17 protein-coding genes are annotated in these 20,147 nt (G+C 61.1%); 8 read left to right on the forward strand and 9 right to left on the reverse strand.

Translation table 11 applies throughout. The features are described 5' to 3' along the window. Positions 1-48 precede the first annotated feature (48 nt). Entirely contained in the window at positions 49-555 is a 507-nt protein-coding gene (locus tag KBW81_RS01575) for a VOC family protein (protein WP_254248083.1), read from the reverse strand. Positions 556-743: 188 nt separating this feature from the next. Beyond that, complete coding sequence (gene trpS, locus KBW81_RS01580; RefSeq protein WP_254248084.1) at positions 744-1,757, reverse strand: tryptophan--tRNA ligase; 1,014 nt, start codon at positions 1,755-1,757, stop codon at positions 744-746. A gap of 117 nt (positions 1,758-1,874) precedes the next feature. Here trpS and KBW81_RS01585 point away from each other — a divergent pair, with 117 nt between their 5' ends. After that, complete coding sequence (locus KBW81_RS01585; protein WP_090189474.1) at positions 1,875-2,567, forward strand: rhomboid family intramembrane serine protease; 693 nt, start codon at positions 1,875-1,877, stop codon at positions 2,565-2,567. A gap of 45 nt (positions 2,568-2,612) precedes the next feature. Here the strand turns inward: KBW81_RS01585 and murJ are convergent, their stop codons facing one another. The 3 genes from murJ to KBW81_RS01600 are packed head-to-tail and all read right to left on the reverse strand — an operon-like array spanning position 2,613 to position 8,196. Continuing rightward, entirely contained in the window at positions 2,613-4,199 is a 1,587-nt protein-coding gene (gene murJ / locus KBW81_RS01590) for a murein biosynthesis integral membrane protein MurJ (RefSeq protein ID WP_090189472.1), read from the reverse strand. Positions 4,200-4,223: 24 nt separating this feature from the next. Then, a complete protein-coding gene (locus tag KBW81_RS01595; protein WP_254248085.1) occupies positions 4,224-6,995 on the reverse strand; it encodes a [protein-PII] uridylyltransferase in 2,772 nt (923 codons plus the stop codon). Position 6,996: 1 nt separating this feature from the next. Beyond that, complete coding sequence (locus KBW81_RS01600; RefSeq protein ID WP_254248086.1) at positions 6,997-8,196, reverse strand: penicillin-binding protein activator; 1,200 nt, start codon at positions 8,194-8,196, stop codon at positions 6,997-6,999. 117 nt (positions 8,197-8,313) lie between these two features. Between KBW81_RS01600 and rsmI the strand changes: the two genes are divergently transcribed. The 3 genes from rsmI (at position 8,314) to gshB (ending at position 10,601) form a co-directional block, all read left to right on the forward strand. After that, positions 8,314-9,177 (forward strand): 16S rRNA (cytidine(1402)-2'-O)-methyltransferase, encoded by an 864-nt coding sequence (rsmI, locus tag KBW81_RS01605; protein WP_090189468.1) that lies wholly within the window; start codon positions 8,314-8,316, stop codon positions 9,175-9,177. Between the two features lie 11 nt (positions 9,178-9,188). After that, positions 9,189-9,590 carry a YraN family protein gene (locus KBW81_RS01610; RefSeq protein WP_254248981.1) on the forward strand — a complete coding sequence of 134 codons (402 nt, stop codon included), beginning with the start codon at positions 9,189-9,191 and terminating at the stop codon, positions 9,588-9,590. Between the two features lie 66 nt (positions 9,591-9,656). Further along, positions 9,657-10,601: a glutathione synthase gene (gene gshB, locus KBW81_RS01615; RefSeq protein WP_254248087.1), complete on the forward strand. Its 945-nt coding sequence runs from the start codon at positions 9,657-9,659 to the stop codon at positions 10,599-10,601. On the opposite strand, the gene KBW81_RS01620 is transcribed toward gshB, so the two are convergent. Further along, entirely contained in the window at positions 10,598-11,566 is a 969-nt protein-coding gene (locus KBW81_RS01620; protein WP_254248088.1) for a DUF2125 domain-containing protein, read from the reverse strand. The genes gshB and KBW81_RS01620 overlap by 4 nt on opposite strands. A gap of 63 nt (positions 11,567-11,629) precedes the next feature. Here KBW81_RS01620 and KBW81_RS01625 point away from each other — a divergent pair, with 63 nt between their 5' ends. The 3 genes from KBW81_RS01625 (at position 11,630) to KBW81_RS01635 (ending at position 14,989) form a co-directional block, all read left to right on the forward strand. Beyond that, on the forward strand, positions 11,630-12,160 hold the full coding sequence (locus tag KBW81_RS01625) for a gamma-glutamylcyclotransferase (RefSeq protein WP_090189736.1): 531 nt from the start codon (positions 11,630-11,632) through the stop codon (positions 12,158-12,160). A gap of 129 nt (positions 12,161-12,289) precedes the next feature. Beyond that, positions 12,290-13,390 carry a biopolymer transporter ExbB gene (locus KBW81_RS01630; RefSeq protein WP_254248982.1) on the forward strand — a complete coding sequence of 367 codons (1,101 nt, stop codon included), beginning with the start codon at positions 12,290-12,292 and terminating at the stop codon, positions 13,388-13,390. 3 nt (positions 13,391-13,393) lie between these two features. After that, positions 13,394-14,989: a peptidoglycan -binding protein gene (locus KBW81_RS01635; RefSeq protein WP_254248089.1), complete on the forward strand. Its 1,596-nt coding sequence runs from the start codon at positions 13,394-13,396 to the stop codon at positions 14,987-14,989. Here KBW81_RS01635 and KBW81_RS01640 read toward each other — a convergent pair. From KBW81_RS01640 to gloB, 3 genes are all read right to left on the reverse strand, one after another. Further along, positions 14,986-15,951 carry a M23 family metallopeptidase gene (locus KBW81_RS01640; protein WP_254248090.1) on the reverse strand — a complete coding sequence of 322 codons (966 nt, stop codon included), beginning with the start codon at positions 15,949-15,951 and terminating at the stop codon, positions 14,986-14,988. The two genes, KBW81_RS01635 and KBW81_RS01640, sit on opposite strands and share 4 nt — an antisense overlap. Then, positions 15,948-18,266, reverse strand: a complete 2,319-nt coding sequence (gene clpA / locus KBW81_RS01645) for an ATP-dependent Clp protease ATP-binding subunit ClpA (protein ID WP_090189461.1) — start codon at positions 18,264-18,266, stop codon at positions 15,948-15,950. The genes KBW81_RS01640 and clpA overlap by 4 nt, the downstream gene beginning before the upstream one ends. Positions 18,267-18,458: 192 nt before the next feature. Next, complete coding sequence (gloB, locus tag KBW81_RS01650; protein WP_254248091.1) at positions 18,459-19,220, reverse strand: hydroxyacylglutathione hydrolase; 762 nt, start codon at positions 19,218-19,220, stop codon at positions 18,459-18,461. Between the two features lie 63 nt (positions 19,221-19,283). Between gloB and KBW81_RS01655 the strand changes: the two genes are divergently transcribed. Next, positions 19,284-20,018 (forward strand): class I SAM-dependent methyltransferase, encoded by a 735-nt coding sequence (locus tag KBW81_RS01655; RefSeq protein ID WP_254248092.1) that lies wholly within the window; start codon positions 19,284-19,286, stop codon positions 20,016-20,018. Positions 20,019-20,147: the final 129 nt, after the last annotated feature.

Raw genomic sequence — 20,147 nt, forward strand, 5'->3', positions numbered from 1 at the left:
CGAAATGCAGCCGGGGAACTGCGGAAGTAGTTTGACCCGGGGGTGGAATCAGTTTTGTGACAGGGCCTGCACAGGATAAGCGTTCAGCAGCGCTTGCAGGTCGAAAGGCGTGTTGTTCATCTGCAGATTGCCATCCGCATCGCGGGGCCAGTCGGCCTCTTCACGGTCGACATAAAGCTCTACGCCATTTTGATCCGGGTCGCGCAGATAGATCGCCTCGGACACCGCATGGTCGGCCGCGCCGTCTAACGGTAGTCCTGCCGCCAACACGCGGTGCAGAACGGCGGCTAATGCGGCCCTGTCGGGATACAGAAAAGCGGTATGATACAGCCCTGTGTGCCCCGGCGGCGGCGGGGTGGCCCCGGCGCTTTCCCAGGTATTCAGGCCGATATGGTGATGATACCCACCAGCGGACAAAAACGCTGCCTGTTTACCATAACGCATCGTGACTTCGAAGCCGAGGACATCGCGGTAAAACGCAATGGCGCGCTCTAGGTCAGCGACCTTGAGGTGAACATGGCCGATACGCGTGGCGGCGGGGGCTAGGTTTGTCATGGTGAAATCTCCTTCACCACGAACATAATCGCTACGCTACTGCACAATAGGCGGCATTTCCAAACCGAAGCTCTGCACAATAGCGCAGGTCCGCCCTTCTTCTGGTCGAAAATACCTCCGCCGGAGGCAGCTGCCGTCCGGCAGCTTCGCTTTTCACGCGCGAGCCGAAGGGGCGACCGTGCCGCGCGTTAGCGCAGCAGGCCGACGATATCGTAGGTCCGGGCAAGGATCGGGGCGGCAATGGCGCGGGCGCGTTCGGCCCCGTTTGCGAGGATGCGGTCGATCTCGGCAGGATCATCCATCAAGCGCGTCATCTCGTCCGAAATCGGGGCGAGCTTATCGACGGCCAGATCAGCCAGCGCAGGCTTGAAGCGGCCCCAGCCAGCGCCGGCATATTCGCCTATCACAGCCTCTGACGTTGTGTCGGACAGGGCGGCGTAGATATCGACCAGATTGCGCGCTTCAGGGCGGTCCTTTAGACCAACGAGGGTGTCTGGCAGTGGCTCCGGGTCGGTCTTGGCCTTCTTGAACTTCTTGGCGATCGTATCGGCGTTGTCGCGCATGTTGATGCGCTCCATGTCCGACTCGCCGGATTTGGACATCTTTTTCGTGCCGTCACGCAGGTTCATCACACGGGTGGCGGGGCCGTCGATGACAGGGATCGTTTCAGGGAAGAAATCGACCTTGAAGTCGTGGTTGAACTTGTTCGCGATGTCGCGTGTCAGCTCTACGTGTTGTTTCTGATCCTCGCCCACGGGCACATGCGTCGCGTGATACAGCAGAATGTCGGCGGCCATCAGGGACGGGTAGGCGTATAGGCCAAGCGATACTTTTTCAGCGCCCGATCCAGCCTTGTCCTTGAATTGGGTCATGCGGTTCATCCAGCCGACGCGCGCAACGCAGTTAAAGATCCAGCCAAGTTCAGCGTGTTGGCTGACACGCGACTGGTTGAACAGGATCGATTGCGCGGGATCTAGGCCCGCGGCAAGGTAGCCTGCGGCGACTTCGCGGGTCGCGTGGCTTAGCTCTGCGGGGTCCTGCCAGACCGTGATCGCGTGCAGATCGACGACGCAATACATCGTCTCCATCTCGCCTTGCATACCGACGAAGCGCTTGATTGCGCCTAGATAGTTGCCAAGCGTCAGGCCGCCAGAAGGCTTGATGCCGGAAAAGACGCGGGGGGTGAAGGTCGCTTTGGTCATGGGATCATCCGGGGTGGTCACAGGGGGCAGGGTGTCATACCCATGCCAGAGCCGCACTCGAACTTCAACAACAGGTGGACATGGCTGCCGTCCGCCTCTGCCAAGGTCATAGATTTCATGAGCGACGATCCTGCCCCCTTTGAGAGCCCATTTAACACCATTCCGCCGGTCATCATTGTGCTGGTGGCCATCGTCGCCGCGATCGAGCTGACGCTAAGCGCAGGCGCGACAGGGCTGGTGGGCGGTCCCGGCGCGATCGGCTGGCGGCTGTCGGCGCTGAACGACTACGCATTTTCGCCTGCGGTATGGGACTATGTGTGGACGCGCGGCGATACCAGCCCAGAGCTACTGAAGCGGTTTATGACCTATGCCTTTGTGCATGGCAGCTTTACGGACGCGCTGTTTGGTGTCGCGTTGCTGCTGGCGCTGGGCAAGTTCGTGGGGGATGTGTTTTCCGGCGCGGCTACTTTGGCGGTTTTTGTGATTGGCACGCTGGTGGGCGCACTGGTTTACGGCGTTTTCGTCAAGGGCGCTGTGCCGCTGTTTGGCGTCTGGCCTGCGGTCTACGGGCTGATCGGTGCCTTCACCTATATCCTGTGGCTGCGGCTTGGGCAGGCCGGGCAAAACCAGATCGCGGCCTTTCGGCTGATCGGGTTTCTGTTGGGACTGCAGCTGGTCTTTGGTCTGATCTTCGGGTCCAGTCCGATGTGGATCGCTGAGTTGGCGGGCTTCGTGGCTGGCTTTGCGGCGTCAGTGGTGCTGGCTCCGGGTGGGTGGACTGCCTTGCTGCACCGGTTGCGCCAGCGGTAAGATTGGGTGCCTCCGGCGGGAGTTTATTGGGCAAGGTGAATGGGATCAGCGGCGCAGCGCGCGGCGAAATTCGTGGAGTTTGAAGGCGCCGACGGCTTGGCCGATCGCGAAGTAGCTGATGATGCCAGTGGTCACGAGGGCGGTCAGCGCGATGTAGCGCAGGCCCGGCGTGCCGAAATAGGGGCCAAGGATGACTTGGGTGATCCACAAGGCAACACCCATGCCGCCCGATGCAATGATGATGCGCCAGATGCGGGTCTTGAACCGGGCGTCCAGATTTGCCGCTTCGCCCATATCACGAGAGCCGCGCCAGAGCATGACGACCATGGCCCAGCCGGTCATGGTGGTGCCAAGGGCGGCGGCGATGAAGCCGATGAAGGGCGACAATCCGACGGCGAGCACGAGGTTTAGAATCATCGCGGCGACAGCGTATTTAAATGGGCTACGTGTGTCTTCGCGGGCGAAGAACAGTGGTTGCAGCGTCTTTTGCAGCACAAAGGCCGGCAGGCCGAGGCCGTAAACTGCCACGGTCAGGGCGGTGGCGGCCGTATCGTCGGCGGTGAAGGCCCCGCGCTGAAAGAGCACCGAGGTCAGCGGCATCGGGATGACGACCAGCGCGACGGCGGCAGGGACTGTCAGAGCGAGGCTAAGTTCTGACGCGCGGTTGAACGCATCGCGCCCGCCCGCCGTGTCGCCGCCGCGCAGACGGCGGGACAGGTCGGGCAGCAGCACCACGCCGATCGCGATGCCGACAACGCCAAGGGGCAGTTGGTACAGGCGGTCCGCGTAGTTTAGCCACGCGACGGCACCTTCAAAGAAGCTGGCGACTTGGCGGCCTACAAGCAAGTTGATCTGCACCACGCCGCCCGCCAGAGCGGCCGGGGCGGCGATATAGGCGAGGCGCTTGAGTTCTGGCGTCATGCGCGGGCGTTTCAGGCGCAGCGGATAACCCGCGCGGGCCGCGGCCCACCAGACAACGGCCATTTGCACAAAACCTGCGAAGGGGACGGACAGGGCAAGGGAATCGCCGACGCGCAGGCCAAGCGCTTGGTCGAGGCTGACGCCCAAAGTGTCGCTGAGCGGGCGGCCAAGCGCGGCAGCGACGATGATCGCAAGGATGAAGACGACGTTCAGCAGAACCGGGGCGGCGGCGGCGGCCATGAAGCGGCCCGTGGCGTTCAGCACGCCAGACAGCAGCGCTGCGAGTGAGATGAATAGAATATAGGGAAAGGCGTAGCGGCCATATTCCACAGCCAGATCAAAGCGTTCGTCGCCGCGAAAGCCGGATGCCATGGCCGTGACCAGCAGGGGCATGAAGACGATGCCGAGGATGGTGAAGAACGTCAGGATAACGGCCATGCCGACAAAGGCGTCTTGGGCGAATTCCTCGGCACCATCGCCGCCTTCGACCTTTTTTGAAAACATGGGGATGAAGGCCATGTTGAACGCGCCTTCGGCGAAGAAGCGGCGGAAGAGGTTGGGCAGGGAAAAGGCGACCAGAAACGCCTCGGCCACGGGGCCGGTGCCAAGGTAGCCCGCGATCATGATGTCGCGCGCAAAGCCCATGACGCGGCTTAGCAGCGTCCAGATGCCGACAGTGAAAAAGCCGGACATCAGGCGGATCGGTTTCATGGCGTGGCCCCTAAGATTGCGGCGTCACGTGTGCGCCCGTTCCGCGCCGCGGTCAATGGCCTCGCGCAGGCGCTTTTCAAGGCTGTGGCGTTTGCTTTCGCTGTGGAATTTCAGGCCCGTCAGGTCCTTGACGTAGAAGGTATCGACAGCCTGTTCGCCGTAGGTCGCGATGACGGCAGAGGCGATATAAACATGGGCGTTCGCTAGCGTGCGGGTCAGGTCGAACAGCAGACCAGCGCGGTCGCGGGTATCGACCTCGATGATGGTATAAATCTCGGAGCCTTCGTTATCGAAGGTGATGTTGGTTGGCACACGGAAGGCACGCATGCGCTTGGGCAATTTATCGCGGTCGGCAAGGGCGTCGCGCGGCACAACTTCGCCAAGCAGCGTCTTGTGGATCATATTGCGCAGGCGGGGCAGGCGGGTTTCCTCGAACGGGTGGCCGTCGGCGTCTTGGATCCAGAAGACGGCGGTCGCGTAGCCATCCTTAGAGGTGTAGCTGCGCGCATCGACGATGTTCGCGCCAACAAGCGCCAGTGCGCCGGTCATGCGGGAAAACAGACCCGGGTGATCGACCATGGCAAAGCAGGCGCGGGTGGCATCGCGGTCGGGGTCGGGCATCAGGTCGATACGAATTTCGTCGTCGGGAATGTCGTGCAGAAGTCCGGCAAAAATGACGTGTGTCGCGGGGGGCAGACCCTGCCAGTAGGGCCCATAGTGGCGGCCCATTTCCTTTTTGATATCCGCAGGTTCCCACCCGTCCAGCGTATCACGCAGACTGCGCTTGGCGACGGTTTCGCGGGTTTCGCGGTTCACGTCTTCTAGCCCGTTATCAAGGGCAGAACGGGTCGCGGCGTGCAAGTTGCGCAGCAGGACAGCTTTCCAGTTGTTCCACGTGCCGGGCCCAACGCCGCGAATGTCGCAGACGGTTAGCACGGTCAGCAGGTCCAGCCGTTCAACGGATTTCACAGCCTTGGCAAAGCCGCGGATGGTGCGCGGTTCGGATATGTCGCGCTTTTGCGCGGTGTCGGACATGAGCAGGTGATAGCGGATCAGCCATTCGACTGTTTCGCATTCCTTTTTCGACAAGCCTAGACGGGGGCAGAGGCGACGGGCGATTTGCGCGCCAAGGATAGAGTGATCCTCTGGCCGGCCTTTGCCGATGTCATGCAGCAACATGGCGACGTAAAGGACCTTGCGGTTCACCCCAGCCTGCAGAATGCCAGAGGCGAGGGGGAGGCTTTCAATCAGCTCTCCTCGTTCGATCTGGGACAGGTGGCTGATGCATTGGATCGTGTGTTCGTCGACGGTGTAGTGGTGATACATGTTGAACTGCATCATCGCCACGATCGGGGCAAAGTCGGGCAGGAACGCGGCCAGCACGCCGAGTTCGTTCATGCGCCGCAGGGATCGTTCGGGGTTGCCGTGTTTCAGCAGCAGGCCGAGGAACAGCTTGTTCGCGTCCGGATCATTGCGCATCGCGTCGTCAATCAGGTGCAGATTTCCCTTGATCAGGCGCATGGCGTCGGGGTGCATCAGGGTGCCGGTGCGCATCGATTCCTCGAAAATACGCAGCAGGTTCATCGGGTCTGCCAGAAAGGTTTTCGGGCCAGAGACGGTGAGGCGGTTCTGCTTGATGTCGTAGGGCGGCTTGGTCTTGGGTTTGCGTTTCAGCAGCCGTTCCAGCATCGGCGCGGCCTTGGCGTGGCGGCGTTCTTGGGCGACAAGGAAGATCCGCGTCAGATCGCCAACCATCGTCGCATGGCGGAAATAGGCCTGCATGAAGTGTTCAACGCCGCGCCGCCCGCCGCCGTCGGCGTAGCCCATCGCGTCAGCCACGGCGACCTGCATGTCAAAGGTCAGCTGATCCTGCGCGCGGTTTGCGATCAGGTGCAGGTGGCAGCGCACGGCCCACAGGAATTCATGCGCAGCGCGGAACGCCTCGTATTCCTCTTGGGTGAAAACCTTGTGGCGCACCAGTTCCGACGCGTCGCGCACACCGTGGATATATTTGCCGATCCAATACAGCGATTGCAGGTCGCGCAGACCGCCTTTGCCCTCTTTCACGTTAGGCTCGACCATGTAGCGCTGGCCGCCTTGCTTGCGGTGGCGCTGGGCGCGTTCCTCTAGCTTGGCATCGATAAAATCGGGTGCGGTGGATTTGAAAAGCTCTGTCCACAGGCGCTTGCCTAGCTGTTCGGCCAGGGCGGCGTCGCCGGTCAGATAGCGGTATTCCACCAATGACGTGCGGATGGTGTAGTCTTCTTCGGCTAGGCGCAGGCAATCTTTGATGGTGCGGCTGGCGTGGCCGACTTTCATCTTAAGATCCCAAAGCATGTAGAGCGTGGATTCGATCACGCTTTCGGCCCAGGGGGTCATTTTATAAGGGGTCAGGAACAGCAGGTCGACGTCGGAATGGGGGGCCATTTCGCCGCGGCCATAACCGCCGACAGCGATGACGGACAAACGTTCGCCGTCTGTGGGGTTGGACAGGGGGTGCAGGCGATTGCGGGCGACGTCCAGCACAGTGGTCAGGATCTGGTCGGTCAGCCAGCTATAGGCGCGGGTCGTCGGACCGGCGCGAAAGGGCTGCGCCTCGAACGCGGTCTTGATCGCGGCGCGGCCAGCGGCCTGCGCGTTTTTCAGCAGGCCCACGGCAGCGGCGCGCAGCGCCTTGTCGTCCGGCGCAATCAGGTTGGCCGCATCCAATGCGATCTGCATCGCGGGGGCGTCAAAGATTTGCAGCGCCGGAAGGATCAGATCCTGCGGCGCTGCGTCGATTTGGGGCGTGTTCAACTTAGCTGCCAGTCCGGCCAAAGCTGCGCGGCGCGTTCTGCAGAATGACCATCTGATTGCCGCGCACGGTGGCGACAGCAAGGCCGCGCTCGTTCAGGCCATTGGGCAACAGGCGGAAGATACCGTTGGTGCCTTGAAAGCCTTGCTGCGTGGTCAGCGCAGATTTGGTCAGCGCATTGCGGTTGCCGGTGGCGACCAGCGCGCCAACGGCGGCGATGCCGTCATAGGCAAGGCCCGCGAGCGGGTGCGGATCGCTGCCATAAGCCGCGCGGTAGCGCGCTTCGAAGTTCGCGACCATGCCGCGGTCTGGCACGGCGAACAGACCGCCCTGAACACCGGGAAGCGCCAGCGCTTGCGGTGCGGCGGCCCAGTTGGTCAGGCCAATGTAGCGGGTCAGACCGGGGTTGATCCCTGCCTCTGGCAACGAGGTCGCGATCAGGGGCAGGTCAGCGTTGGCACCTGCGGTCAGGAACACGGCCTGCGCGCCTGCGGCTTTCAGCGTCTCGGCAATCTGCGGCGTGGCAGACACGATACCTTGCTGGGACAGGGGGTAGCTGCCGACACCTGCAACCTGTGCGCCATTGGCCTGCACGGCAGACACAATCGCGTCGCGGCCAAGCTGACCGCCAAGATCGTTCGCGTGCACGATGCCGAAACGCTCTACTCCGGTCTGGCGGGCATAGCTGACAAGGCGGTTCGCGGTATTGTTGAAGGTCGCGCCAAGGATAAAGACGTTACCGCCAGCCACGGTGGGGTTGTTCGACAGTGCCAGCACGTTGACGTTGCGCGCGGCGACGGCATTGCCGACGGGGTTCACGGTTTCGCCGTACAGCGGGCCGATGATGATCTTGGCACCTTCGTCCACGGCTTGCGTGGCTACGCTGGCGGCCTTCGCTGGGTCGGCACCGCTGTTGTAGACGCGCAGGTCAATCTGCACGCCATTCAGGTCGGCAATCGCCATGCGGGCTGCGTTTTCAAGGTTGCGCGCGAGTGTGGCATCGTTCGAATCGCCCGATCCACCGGGGACCAGCAAGGCAACCTGAACGGGCGCATTGGGATCGATAGCAACGCCTGTATCAGTTGCGTTGTTCATGGGGACCGCGACGCAGGCCGCCATCCACAACATGGCAAACAGCGCGGCGGCGCGGGCGGCCCATCGCCGCAGATTCGGTGTCGTCGCGTGGGGCAGCAGGGCAGTCATCGGCGGCATCCTCTTGTTTTCCGGGCCTCAAGGTGCGACGGGCGTTGTCCTCACGCCTGTTCCGCCCCATGGTTCAAGGCTCGGACATCATAAAGCAGCAGGCACAGGGGTCTAGGCATGAATCACGAGATCAGACCATTGGTTGCGGGATTGTATCTGGTGGCAACGCCGATCGGGTCTGCGCGGGACATCACGCTGCGCGCGCTGGATATCTTGGCCAGTTGCGATGTGATTGCCGCCGAAGATACGCGCACAGCGCGTAAGTTGCTGGAAATCCACGGCGTTCCGCTGGGTAAACGCCCCGTTATCGCGTTCCACGATCATAGCGGCGAAGGGCAGATCAATCGGTTCGTTGCCGCGATCGCAGAGGGTAAGTCTGTGGCTTGCGTCTCCGAGGCGGGCACACCTTTGATCGCGGACCCAGGGTATGAGCTGGCTCTGGCAGTGCAGGCCGCCGGATTGCCGGTGACGGCCGCGCCCGGTGCCTCGGCTGTATTGACGGCGCTGGCCGTCGCAGGATTGCCGACGGACCGCTTTGCCTTTGTTGGCTTTTTGTCAGCGGCGCAGGCACAGCGCGCGACCCAACTGGCCGATTTGCGCGATCTACCATTCACGCTGGTGTTTTATGAATCGCCGAAACGCGTTCATGGAATGTTAGCGAGTGCGTGCGAGATTTTAGGGGAGGGTCGGTCTGCGGTGGTGTGCCGGGAACTGACGAAAAAGTTCGAAGAGGTGTCGCGCGGAACTTTGGGGTCGCTTGCCCGCGATTTTGAAGGTCGCGCCGTGAAGGGTGAAATTGTTGTCCTGATCGGGCGCGCTGGCGCTGAAACGATTGAAGCCGTGGATGTGGAAACTGCACTGCGCGATGCGATGAAGTCGATGCGTGTGAAGGATGCGGCGACTGCAGTCGCGGGCGCATTGGGGCTACCACGGCGGCAAGTGTATCAGACAGCTCTTGGGCTGGAACATAAGGATGAGTGAAAATGCAGGCCATGATATGCGCAGACGGGACCAATAAACCGGGAAAAGCTGTGCAACACCGTAGCCGGGCAAATTATCATGCGGGGCTGGCGGCCGAGGATATCGTGGCGCGTAATTACGCACAGCGCGGTTGCGCAGAGGCCGCCCGACGCTGGCGCGGTAAGGGCGGCGAGATTGACCTGATTGTGCGCGATGGCGATTCTGTTGTGTTCGTCGAGGTCAAAAAAAGCCGCACACATGGGCGTGCAGCGGAACGGGTGACACGGCGGCAAATGGACCGAATTTGCATGGCAGCGTCCGAGTTTGTCGGGCTTGAACCGCGTGGCGCGTTGACGCCGATGCGGTTTGATGTGGCAACTGTGGACCAGTCTGGACAAGTTCAGGTGATCGCCAATGCCTTTGGTGGATGGTGACCTGCCATTGCGCAACGGGTGGGGCGGCGCCATATCGGATGGAAATCCGATCCAAAGGGCCAGGCTATGACATTAAAAGTTGCGATTCAGATGGACCCGATCGGTCCAATTAATATCGACGCGGACAGCACATTTCGTATTGCTGAAGAGGCGCAGGCACGCGGGCACAGCCTGTTTTACTATACGCCTGACAAACTGGCGTTCAATCAGGGCCGCGTCACCGCGCGGGGTTGGCCGCTGACGGTGCGCCGCGAAAAGGGTAACCACTTTTCGCTTGGCGAAGAGGTCGAGGTCGATTTGTCGACTTTTGATGTCGTGTGGCTGCGGCAGGATCCGCCTTTTGATATGGGCTACATTACCACGACGCATTTGCTGGACATGATTCGTGACACGACGCTGGTCGTGAATGATCCCTTCTGGGTGCGCAATTATCCCGAAAAGCTGCTGGTTCTTCAGTTTCAAGACCTGACGCCGCCGACCATGGTTGCACGTGATCTGGACACGTTGCGCAGCTTCCGGGCGGAGCATGGGGATGTCATCCTTAAGCCGCTGTACGGTAACGGCGGGGCTGGTGTTTTCAAGCTGGTGCAGGGGGATGGCAATCTGGCGTCGCTGCATGAACTGTTTGCCGGTATCAATCGCGAGCCGCTCATTATGCAGAAGTTTCTGCCTGCCGTATCCAAGGGCGATAAGCGGGTCATTTTAGTTGATGGTGAGCCTGTTGGTGCGATCAATCGCGTGCCTGCGGCGGGGGAAACCCGGTCGAACATGCATGTCGGCGGCCGGCCTGAAAAGGTTGAACTGACGGACCGCGACCGCGAGATTTGCGCCCGGATCGGGCCGCTGCTGCGCGAGAAGGGTCAGATCTTTGTCGGGATTGATGTGATTGGCGAGTGGCTGACGGAGATCAACGTCACCTCTCCGACCGGTATTCAAGAGCTTGAGCGGTTTGACGGCACGAACATCGCGGAAAAAATCTGGCTGGCGATCGAGGCACGCCGCGCCGCCTAGGGTAGGCGCAGGACGGGGGCTGGTCCCAGCGGGACTGGCCCAAGCGCCATTGCGCCATTCGCGAAAGTCAGTGGCAGGCTGACTGCACCGTCGTTTGCGAGCATGCCGACCACGGCTTTGATCGTTTGAACAGACCCTGGCGCGATCGCGCCAAGATTTGCTACTAAATCAACTGCCGTCAGCCAGCCCTGGGCTTTGAGGTCGATGCGACCCGTAGGCAGCCCCGCGGCATCAACGGTAACTGATCCGCTGCCGGTCAAGCGGATGTCGCCCCAAGTTGCCTCAATGCTATTAAGCATGGCTGTGGTGATAAGGGGACGCCTCGGCAGGAAGGCTTGCCGGTCGAGGGGGCGGTCAAGGGTAAGGGTCGCATCCATCACCAATTGTGCCGGCCCGTTCGGATAGACCTGCAAGGCTGGTAAGACTGCGACGTCTGTTAAGTTCAGATAGGCTTCATAGGTGTTGGCCTGCGGCGCAAGGCTGCGCAGCGCTAGTAAGGTGCGCTTTGTTTGCAGGGTCCAGCCGTCGCCGGATTGGATCGCCAGATTTTGCCCCTCTGCCGTCATGCTGTCAAAGCTAAGGGCAGTGTTGGCGGCGACATCGACGTTGGCCTGCAGGCTGTCCGAGGTGACATCGAATGTCTGACGTCCGACCTGTAAGGTTTGCTGCGGCGCGAGGGTCGCGATGATTTTGTTGGGGCGGTACGACAGGGCGGCGGTTTGCACCCAAGGGGCCTGCCAGATCAGCCCGCCGCCGGGTGATGTGACGGTCAGATCGCGGGCGGTGACGTCAAAGCGAGAGGGGAAGCCGCCAGTTTTCAGGGTTTTCGTCTCAACCTGCCAACCTTGCGATGTTGCCGCGTTCAGCCCGGCCTGCAGTCCGCGATCAAGGCCGCGCGCGGCGACAAACCAGACGCCCGCGTAAATCGCAGAGAGCGTCAGAACGATGACCAACAGCAGCTTCATGACAGACCCCTCGTATTCAGTTGGCCTCGCGTTTATAGGGGCACAGGGAAAAGGACCAGTCACATGAGCTTGTGGGTTTTCGGGTATGGATCGTTGCTGTGGAACCCCGGTTTCACGCCGGTCGCGGCGCGGCGTGCGGTGTTGCATGACTACCACCGCAGCTTTTGCATGTTGTCGATCCACCATCGCGGCACGCCGGAACTGCCGGGGCTGGTTCTGGCGCTGGATGCGGTGCCGGGCGGACAATGCACGGGGATGGCGCTGTGCGCTGATGACAGCGATGCGGATGAAGTTTTGCAGATGCTGCGCGAACGCGAATTGGTATCGTCAGCCTATGTCGAGCGGATCGTGACCTTGCAGACTGAAACGGGGCCGCAAGACGCGGTGGCCTATGTGATTGACCCGGATCATGAACAATATGTGCAGCTGGATCTGGAAACGCAGGCCCAGATGATTGCCCGCAGCACGGGCGGGCGCGGGCCTAACCCAGAGTATCTGTTTCGGACCGCCGCGCATCTGGATCAGATGGAGATCGTCGATCCTGACATGCGCTGGTTGAGTGCGCGGGTGCAGGCGCTGGGCGAGGCGGATTAACCATTTACGTTTGGCCCGTTGGCCCCTTAGGCTGCGGTCAATTGACAGGACAGGACAGCCGACGTGACGGATTTCAACAGGCCGGAAGTGCCGCCGCAGTTTTCCCAACCTGTGCGCCAAATTACATCCATGCTGATCGCGCTGGGGCTGGTGGGGGCGGGCCTGTATCTCGGCTTTGCCGAGATGCGGCTGATTTTTTTGTCCAACCCCTACCTGAACGGCCTGATCTTGGTTGTTTTCATTCTTGGCGTCGCTTCGACCTTTGCGCAGGTCTGGCAGCTGATGAAATCGGTCGAGTGGATCGAAGGTTTTGCGACCAACCGCGTCGGGCACCGGATGACGATTGCGCCATCCTTGCTGGCGCCGCTGGCGACATTGCTGCGAACGCGCGGTGCGCGGATGCAGATTTCGTCAACGGCAGCGACGTCCATTCAGGACTCGGTGGCGCAGCGCATTGACGAAGACCGAGAGATGACGCGCTATCTGGGCAGCACTTTGATTTTCCTCGGTCTTTTGGGGACATTCTATGGTCTGGCGACCACGGTACCCGCGCTGGTCGAGACGATCCGGTCGCTTAATCCAGCCGATGGCGAAAGCGGCGCCGATATCTTTGGCCGGTTGCAGCAGGGGCTGGAAAGCCAGCTGGGCGGCATGGGCACGGCGTTTTCGTCGTCCTTGCTGGGTCTTGCTGGATCGCTGATTGTTGGTTTGCTCGAGCTGTTCGCCGGGCACGGGCAGAACCGCTTTTACCGCGAGTTGGAAGAATGGCTGTCCACGATCACCCGGCTTGGCTTTGCCAGCGGTGAAGACGGTGCAGGCGGTGAAGACAGCGCGATGATGCAGGCCTTTGCCGAACATATGGGCGCGCAGTTGGATACGATGCGCGGTATGTTTGTGCAGGCGGAACAGACGCGGGGGCAGGCGGATGATCATCTGACCCAGCTGACCCGCACGATTGAACGGCTGGTCGATACGCAGCGCGGCAGCGGCGCGGATGTCGCTTTGCTGACGCGGATCGCAGAGGGCCAAGAGCGGCTGATCGCGCAAATGCAGGACGGCGGCGTCGACGGTTTGGATGCGGAAAGCCGGATGCGGCTGCGGTCCATCGACACGCAAATGCTGCGCCTGCTAGAGGACGTCGCCGCCGGACGGCAGGAAACGCTGGCCGATCTTCGCAGCGATTTGGCCGGGCTGACCCGCGCGGTGAAACAGTCGCGGCGGGACGTGTAAGTCATGGCTTTATCGCGGCGCAATCAGCGGATGAACGCGAACATTTGGCCCGGTTTCGTGGATGCGATGACCGGGCTATTGCTGGTGCTGATGTTCGTGCTGACGATCTTTATGGTGATCCAGTTTGTGCTGCGCGAAACGATCAGCGGGCAGGAAACGCAGCTTGATGATCTGGCGGGGCAGGTGGCTAGCCTGACCAGTGCGCTGGGTATTGCGGAAACGGCGAATACCGCGCTCTCAGCGGATAATGACGCGCAATCCAGCCGGATCGCGCTGTTGCTGGACGAGCGGAATCAAGCGGCGTCAGATCTGCAAGCTGCGCAAAACCGGGTCACCGGGTTCGAGGCGCAGGTCGCCGGGTTGCTGGCGCAGCGCACAGATTTGTCCGCCCAAGTTGCTGGGCTTGAGGCGACAAATGCGGATCTGATGACGCAGCAACAGCAGCAGGAATTGGCGCTGGCCGCCGCGCGGTCAGAGGTCGACGCGCAGGCCGAAGCTGCCCGTCTGGCAGCGGCCCGGCGCGAGGCGTTGCAGGCGATGGTCGCTGATTTGCAGGCGCAAAGCGACGGCTTGCAGGGGCAAACTTCGGAGCAGACGCGCCGTATTAGCGATCTAGAGGCGGCGCAATTGGCTGATGCAGCCGCAGTGGAAGCCTTGCGCAAGCGGCTAGAGGGGGCGGACACCGAGTTGACCGCCTTGACCCTGTCGCTAGAGGCGCAGCGCCGCGAGGCTGAGGAAACGCTAACCTTGCTGGCGGCGGCCAATGCGGCCCGCGATGCGTTGCAGGCCGATCTGGAATCGGTCGATGGCGGCCGGGCAGACGCGTTAACCGAGGCGGAGCGTCAGGCCGCTTTGCTGGCCACAGCGCAGGCGGCGTTGTCGCAAGAGCAGGCGCAAAGCCTAGAGGCGCAACGGCAAACGGCGCTGCTGAATGAGCAGGTTGCGGCGTTGCGCCAGCAAGTTGGCACACTGCAATCGTTGTTGGACGTGACCGCAACGGACGGGTTGGACGCGCAGGTGCAGATTGAGCAGCTGGGCGCGCAGTTGAACACGGCGCTGGCCCGTGTCGCAGCAGAAGAGCGTCGCCGCCGCGCGCTGGAGGAAAGCGAACGGCAGCGGCTAGAGGCAGAGAATCAGGATCTAGAACGCTTCCGGTCTGATTTCTTTGGCGAATTGCGCGGATTGGTCGAAGGCTTGGACGGCGTGCAGATTGAAGGCGACCGGTTTGTGTTCTCGTCCGAGGTGCTGTTTGGCACCGGTGATGCGACCTTGTCTGCGCGGGGACGCGAAGAGATTGGCAAGGTGGCAGGGTTGCTGCGGCAGATCGCGGATAATATCCCAGACAATATCGACTGGATCATCCGCGTCGACGGGCACACGGATAATGTGCCGCTGTCTGGGAACGGCGTTTTTGCCGACAATTGGGAACTGTCCCAGGCGCGCGCGCTGTCTGTGGTGAAGTATATGGAAACGCTTGGCATTGCGCCGAACCGGATGTCTGCCAATGGCTTTGCAGAGTTTCAGCCGCTGAATCCGGCCAATACCGCTGCAGCGCGGGCGCAGAATCGGCGGATCGAGCTAAAGCTGACCGAACGCTAGTCCAGCGTGACCTGGGTGGTCTGCACATCCAGCAGATCGCCGTCGCGGCGCAGTTCAATCGTGCCGGTATAATCGCCAGCGGCCCAACCGCCGGGAGGCGTGCGTTTGCCGCCAGCGCGGAATAGTTGGGCCTGCGTGCGATCTAGGGTTTGGGTGTTGGTAAAAATGTCCGCTTCCGGGCCGCGAATGGTGAGGGTCATTAGATCGCCAGTGCGGCCACCAAAAGCAAAGCCCCAGACCACAAGCGCGGGGGCCGTTGTGGGCATCACGTTTTGCGCGGCAGTGCCCGATTTGATCGTATCGAATTCGGGGACAGCATCGCTAAACCCGGCCGAGATCAGCCCGCCGGGGGTGAAGGGCACAACCGTGTTCCACAGCGTTTTGTCCGGGACGGTGCCGCAGGTGTTCAGCGCATCCGGCGCGAAAGGATCTACAACCGCGCCGTCCTTGCGCACTGAAAGATGCACATGGGGGAACTGGGTCGCGCCGGACAAGCCGACCTGCCCGAGCACTTGCCCCATGGCCACGGTCTGCCCGGTTTGCACGGTGACAGAGCCTTTTTTCATATGGCAATATTGCGTTTCCCAGCCGTCACCATGGCTGACGACAATGCCGTTTCCACATTCGCGGTCAGAGACATCTGGCGCGCCGGGGGTGCCTTGCAGAATGTCAGCCATATCATCGCGGACGCCGCGTACTGTGCCGGGGGCAGAGGCGAGGACATCGACGCCTGCCGTCTGCATCGCGAGGGTCGGAAGCGCGAAATCAGTGCCTTTATGCCCGTCATAACTCAGGTTGCCACATTGGAAATCCTGCGCGCCGGGACCGGGATCGTGGTCGGCGGTCTGCTGAATATAGCAGGTTTGCGTCAGGTCGCAGTCGAGCGGCGGCTCTAAAAGAATATCCCCCGCAGCCGATGTGGCTGCGAGGGACAGGGTCGTTATCGTGATCAGCCGGATCATTCAGCCGTAAGCAGCGGAGGCTTCTTGCCAGAGATCCGGGCCTGTTCTGGCGCTTCAAACGTAAGCTCCAGATCCTTGCCTTTGACGCCGACCTTTACCAAGCCGCCCTTGGTCAGCTTGCCAAACAGCAGCTCTTCGGCCAGCGGCTTTTTGATGTGCTCTTGGATGACACGGCCCAGCGGGCGCGCACCCATTTTGACATCATAGCCTTTCTTGCCAAGCCACTCGGCAGCAGCCGGGGTCAGTTCGATATGGACGTTGCGGTCGATCAATTGCGCCTCAAGCTGGAGGACGAACTTTTCGACCACCTTCATGATCACCTCTTGTGGCAGCGTGCCGAAGCTGATGATCGCGTCCAGACGGTTGCGGAATTCCGGCGTAAAGATCCGCTCGATCGCAGCCATATCCTCGCCCTCGCGGGATTCGCGGCCAAAGCCCATGGCGTTTTTGCCAATTTCAGAGGCACCAGCGTTCGAGGTCATGATCAGGATCACGTTGCGGAAGTCGGTCGTCCGGCCGTTGTGGTCGGTCAGTTTGCCGTGGTCCATCACCTGCAGCAGGATATTGTAGACGTCAGGGTGCGCCTTCTCCATCTCGTCTAGCAGCAACACACAGTGCGGGTTCTGATCGACGCCGTCGGTCAGCATGCCGCCTTGATCAAAGCCAACATAGCCCGGAGGCGCACCGATCAGCCGCGAAACAGCGTGCTTTTCCATGTATTCGGACATGTCAAAGCGGATCAATTCAACACCCAGCGTATCCGCCAGTTGCTTTGCGACCTCTGTTTTACCCACACCAGTTGGGCCTGCGAACAGGTAGTTACCAATCGGCTTTTCTGGCTCGCGCAGACCCGCGCGGGACAGTTTGATGGCAGACGACAATGCTTCGATCGCTTTGTCCTGACCGAAGACGACACGCTTGAGCGAACCTTCGAGATCTTTGAGGACCTCTGCGTCGTCCTTGCTGACGTTCTTGGGCGGGATGCGGGCGATCTTGGCCACGACAGCCTCGATCTCTTTGATACCAAGCGTTTTGCGGCGCTTGGAATCGGGCAACAGTTGCTGGGACGCACCCGCTTCGTCGATCACGTCGATGGCCTTGTCCGGCAGTTTGCGGTCGTTGATGTAACGCGCGGACAGTTCCACAGCCGCCTTAATGGCGTCGGCAGTGTATTTCACGCCGTGGTGCTCTTCAAAGTAGGGCTTGAGACCTTTTAGGATCTTGACCGCATCTTCGACCGAAGGCTCGTTCACGTCGATTTTTTGGAAACGACGCGCCAGCGCGCGGTCCTTTTCAAAGTGCTGGCGGAACTCTTTGTAAGTCGTCGAACCCATGCAGCGCAGCTTGCCGCCCTGCAACGCAGGTTTCAGCAAGTTGGACGCATCCATTGCGCCACCAGAGGTCGCGCCAGCGCCAATGATCGTGTGGATTTCGTCGATGAACAGAACCGCATCCTTGTGGTTCTCCATCTCGGTCATCACGGCTTTCAGGCGCTCTTCGAAGTCGCCGCGGTAGCGGGTGCCGGCCAGCAATGCGCCCATGTCGAGGCTATAGATCGTGGCCTTAGCCAGAACCTCTGGCACTTCTTTCATGACGATCTTGTAGGCAAGGCCTTCGGCGATAGCCGTTTTGCCCACGCCGGGATCGCCCACCAGAAGCGGGTTGTTTTTACGGCGGCGGCATAGAACCTGAATGCAGCGCTCGACTTCATGGGCGCGGCCGATCAGGGGATCGACGTCGCCTTTGCCTGCCTTCTCGTTCAGGTCCACGCAGTATTTTGCCAGCGCGGATTCTTTTTTGTCGCCGTCGGTGACGCTTTCGTCTTCATCGGGCTGTGGGCTGCCATTGACGGGGCGGCTTTCGCCAAAGGCCGGGTCTTTGGCGACGCCGTGCGCGATGAAATTGACGGCGTCGTAACGCGTCATATCCTGTTCTTGCAGGAAGTAGGCGGCGTTGCTTTCGCGTTCGGCAAAAATTGCGACCAGCACGTTTGCGCCCGTGACTTCGGTGCGGCCAGAGGACTGCACATGAATCGCGGCGCGCTGAATGACGCGCTGAAAGGCAGCCGTTGGCACGGCTTCAGAGCCGTCGACGTCGGTTTCCAGCGTCGACAAATCGTCGCTGATGAAATCTTCTAGGTCTTTACGCAACTCATCCAGATTGACGGAACACGCCTGCATGACGCGGGCGGCGTCCGGTTCATCAATCAGCGCCAGCAGCAAATGCTCTAGCGTGGCAAGTTCGTGGCGGCGGGCGTTGGCCAAGGCCAGCGCGCCGTGAATGGACTGCTCAAGCGTCGTTGAAAAAGATGGCACTTCGGGTGCTCCTTGCTGTTCGGAAGGTCCGGCGGGCTGGCACCCGCTATGGACCGTGGCCTTAGTGTTCAAGGTTTGGGTTTTCGGCCCAACCTTCAAGTTTTTTCTTGTCCGATGTGTTCACAAAAAGACTGACGTGGTGTGAACAGGGCGGTCGAGGGGACAAATTTACGCAAATCTGCCCAAGTGGCGTCAAAACCGATCCCTACGGGCGCGGATTTCGGTGAAAATATCGGCAGGTTGTGCGCCAGCCATATCAAGGGCCTTTGCCAAAACCGGGTCGTCGGCGCGTAGAAACGGGTTTGTTTCACACTCCAGCGACAATGGCGATGGAACAGTCGCGAGGCCGTTTTCCCGCGCAGTCCGTGTCGCCGCTGCACGAGAGATAATAGCAGAATGGTCCGGTTCAAGAGACAAAGCAAACGCTGCGTTCGTCGTCGTGTATTCGTGACCAGAGCAAACGACCGTGTCGGCGGGCAGCGCGCGCAGGCGTTGCAGGCTGTCCCACATCTGCGCTGGCGTGCCTTCAAACAGGCGGCCGCAGCCCATCGCCATCAGGCTGTCGGCGGTGAACAGCAGCTTTTCAGATGCTAGGTGAAAGGCGATATGGCCGACGGTGTGGCCATAAACCTCGATCACGTCGGCCTGCACGCCGCAGACGGTGAACGTGTCGCCGCCCGTAACGGCAAGGTCGAGGTCTGGCAGGCGATGCACGTCGGCCTTGGCACCGATGACGCGGGCGTTGCCGCGCAGGGCGGGCAGGGCCTGCACATGATCGTCGTGGTGGTGGGTGAGCAGGATGTCAGTCAGGGTCCAGCCGCGCGCATCAAGGGCAGCTTGAATCGGCGCGGCCTCTGGCGCGTCGATCAGCGCGGTTTGCCCTGTCGCAGCGTCGTGAATCAGGAATGCGTAGTTATCATTCAGGCAAGGGACGGTGATCAGTTCAACGGGCATGGCAAATTCGCTTTTCTTTGGTAGGGTGGTGCTTAAGACCGCCTTGGGACCTCGCACTTTGTAATGCATCTGGACGTACTTCAACTGCGTAACTTCTATTATCGCAGCGCCCTTGGCCGGGCGGCGCAGAAGGTCATACGTGATGAACTGGTGCGGATGTGGCCAGAGGCAAAGGGCCAGACTGTCGCAGGCTTTGGTTTTGCCGTGCCTTTGCTGCGGCCTTATCTGGGGCAGGCGCGGCGTGTCATTGGTCTGATGCCCGGCCCGCAAGGCGTGATGCCGTGGCCGGCGGGGCAGCCAAATGTATCCGTGCTGTGCGAAGACACGCTGTGGCCCATACCCACCGGGTTCGTAGACAAGCTGGTTGTGATGCACGGGCTAGAAACGTCGGACCACGCAACTGCGGTGCTAAGTGAATGTCACCGCGTGTTGGGGCCGGGAGGGCGGGTGATCTTTATTGTGCCAAACCGCGCCGGGCTGTGGTCGCGGTCGGATCGCACGCCATTCGGCTTTGGCCGGCCCTATTCGCCAAGCCAGTTGGAAAGCCAACTGCGCGACCATGGTTTCGATATCGGCACTGTGCGCGCGACGCTGTATCAGCCGCCATCACACCACCCGGTCTGGCGGCGGATGGCAGGCCTGCTGGAACGTGCAGGCCATGCGATCCCAATGCTGGCGGGCGGCGGCGTGCTGATTGTCGAGGCTTATAAGCAGTCGCCAGCGACCAGCGGACCCGGCCTGCGCGTGCGGCGGCGTGAAACGGCGCTTGCCCCCTTCCCAGAGGCCGCACCCGCATAATGGTGCCCCGCGGCGTGATGACGCGCTGCGACAGATCGTCCTTTGGTGCGCGCAGACGTCTAAACTGGGGCTTATAAGACGCTAAACATCGCCTTAACATGTTGCGGGATGCAAACTCCTCTGCTAGAT

Source organism: Loktanella salsilacus (assembly GCF_024206795.1).
Classification (GTDB): Bacteria; Pseudomonadota; Alphaproteobacteria; order Rhodobacterales; family Rhodobacteraceae; genus Loktanella; species Loktanella salsilacus.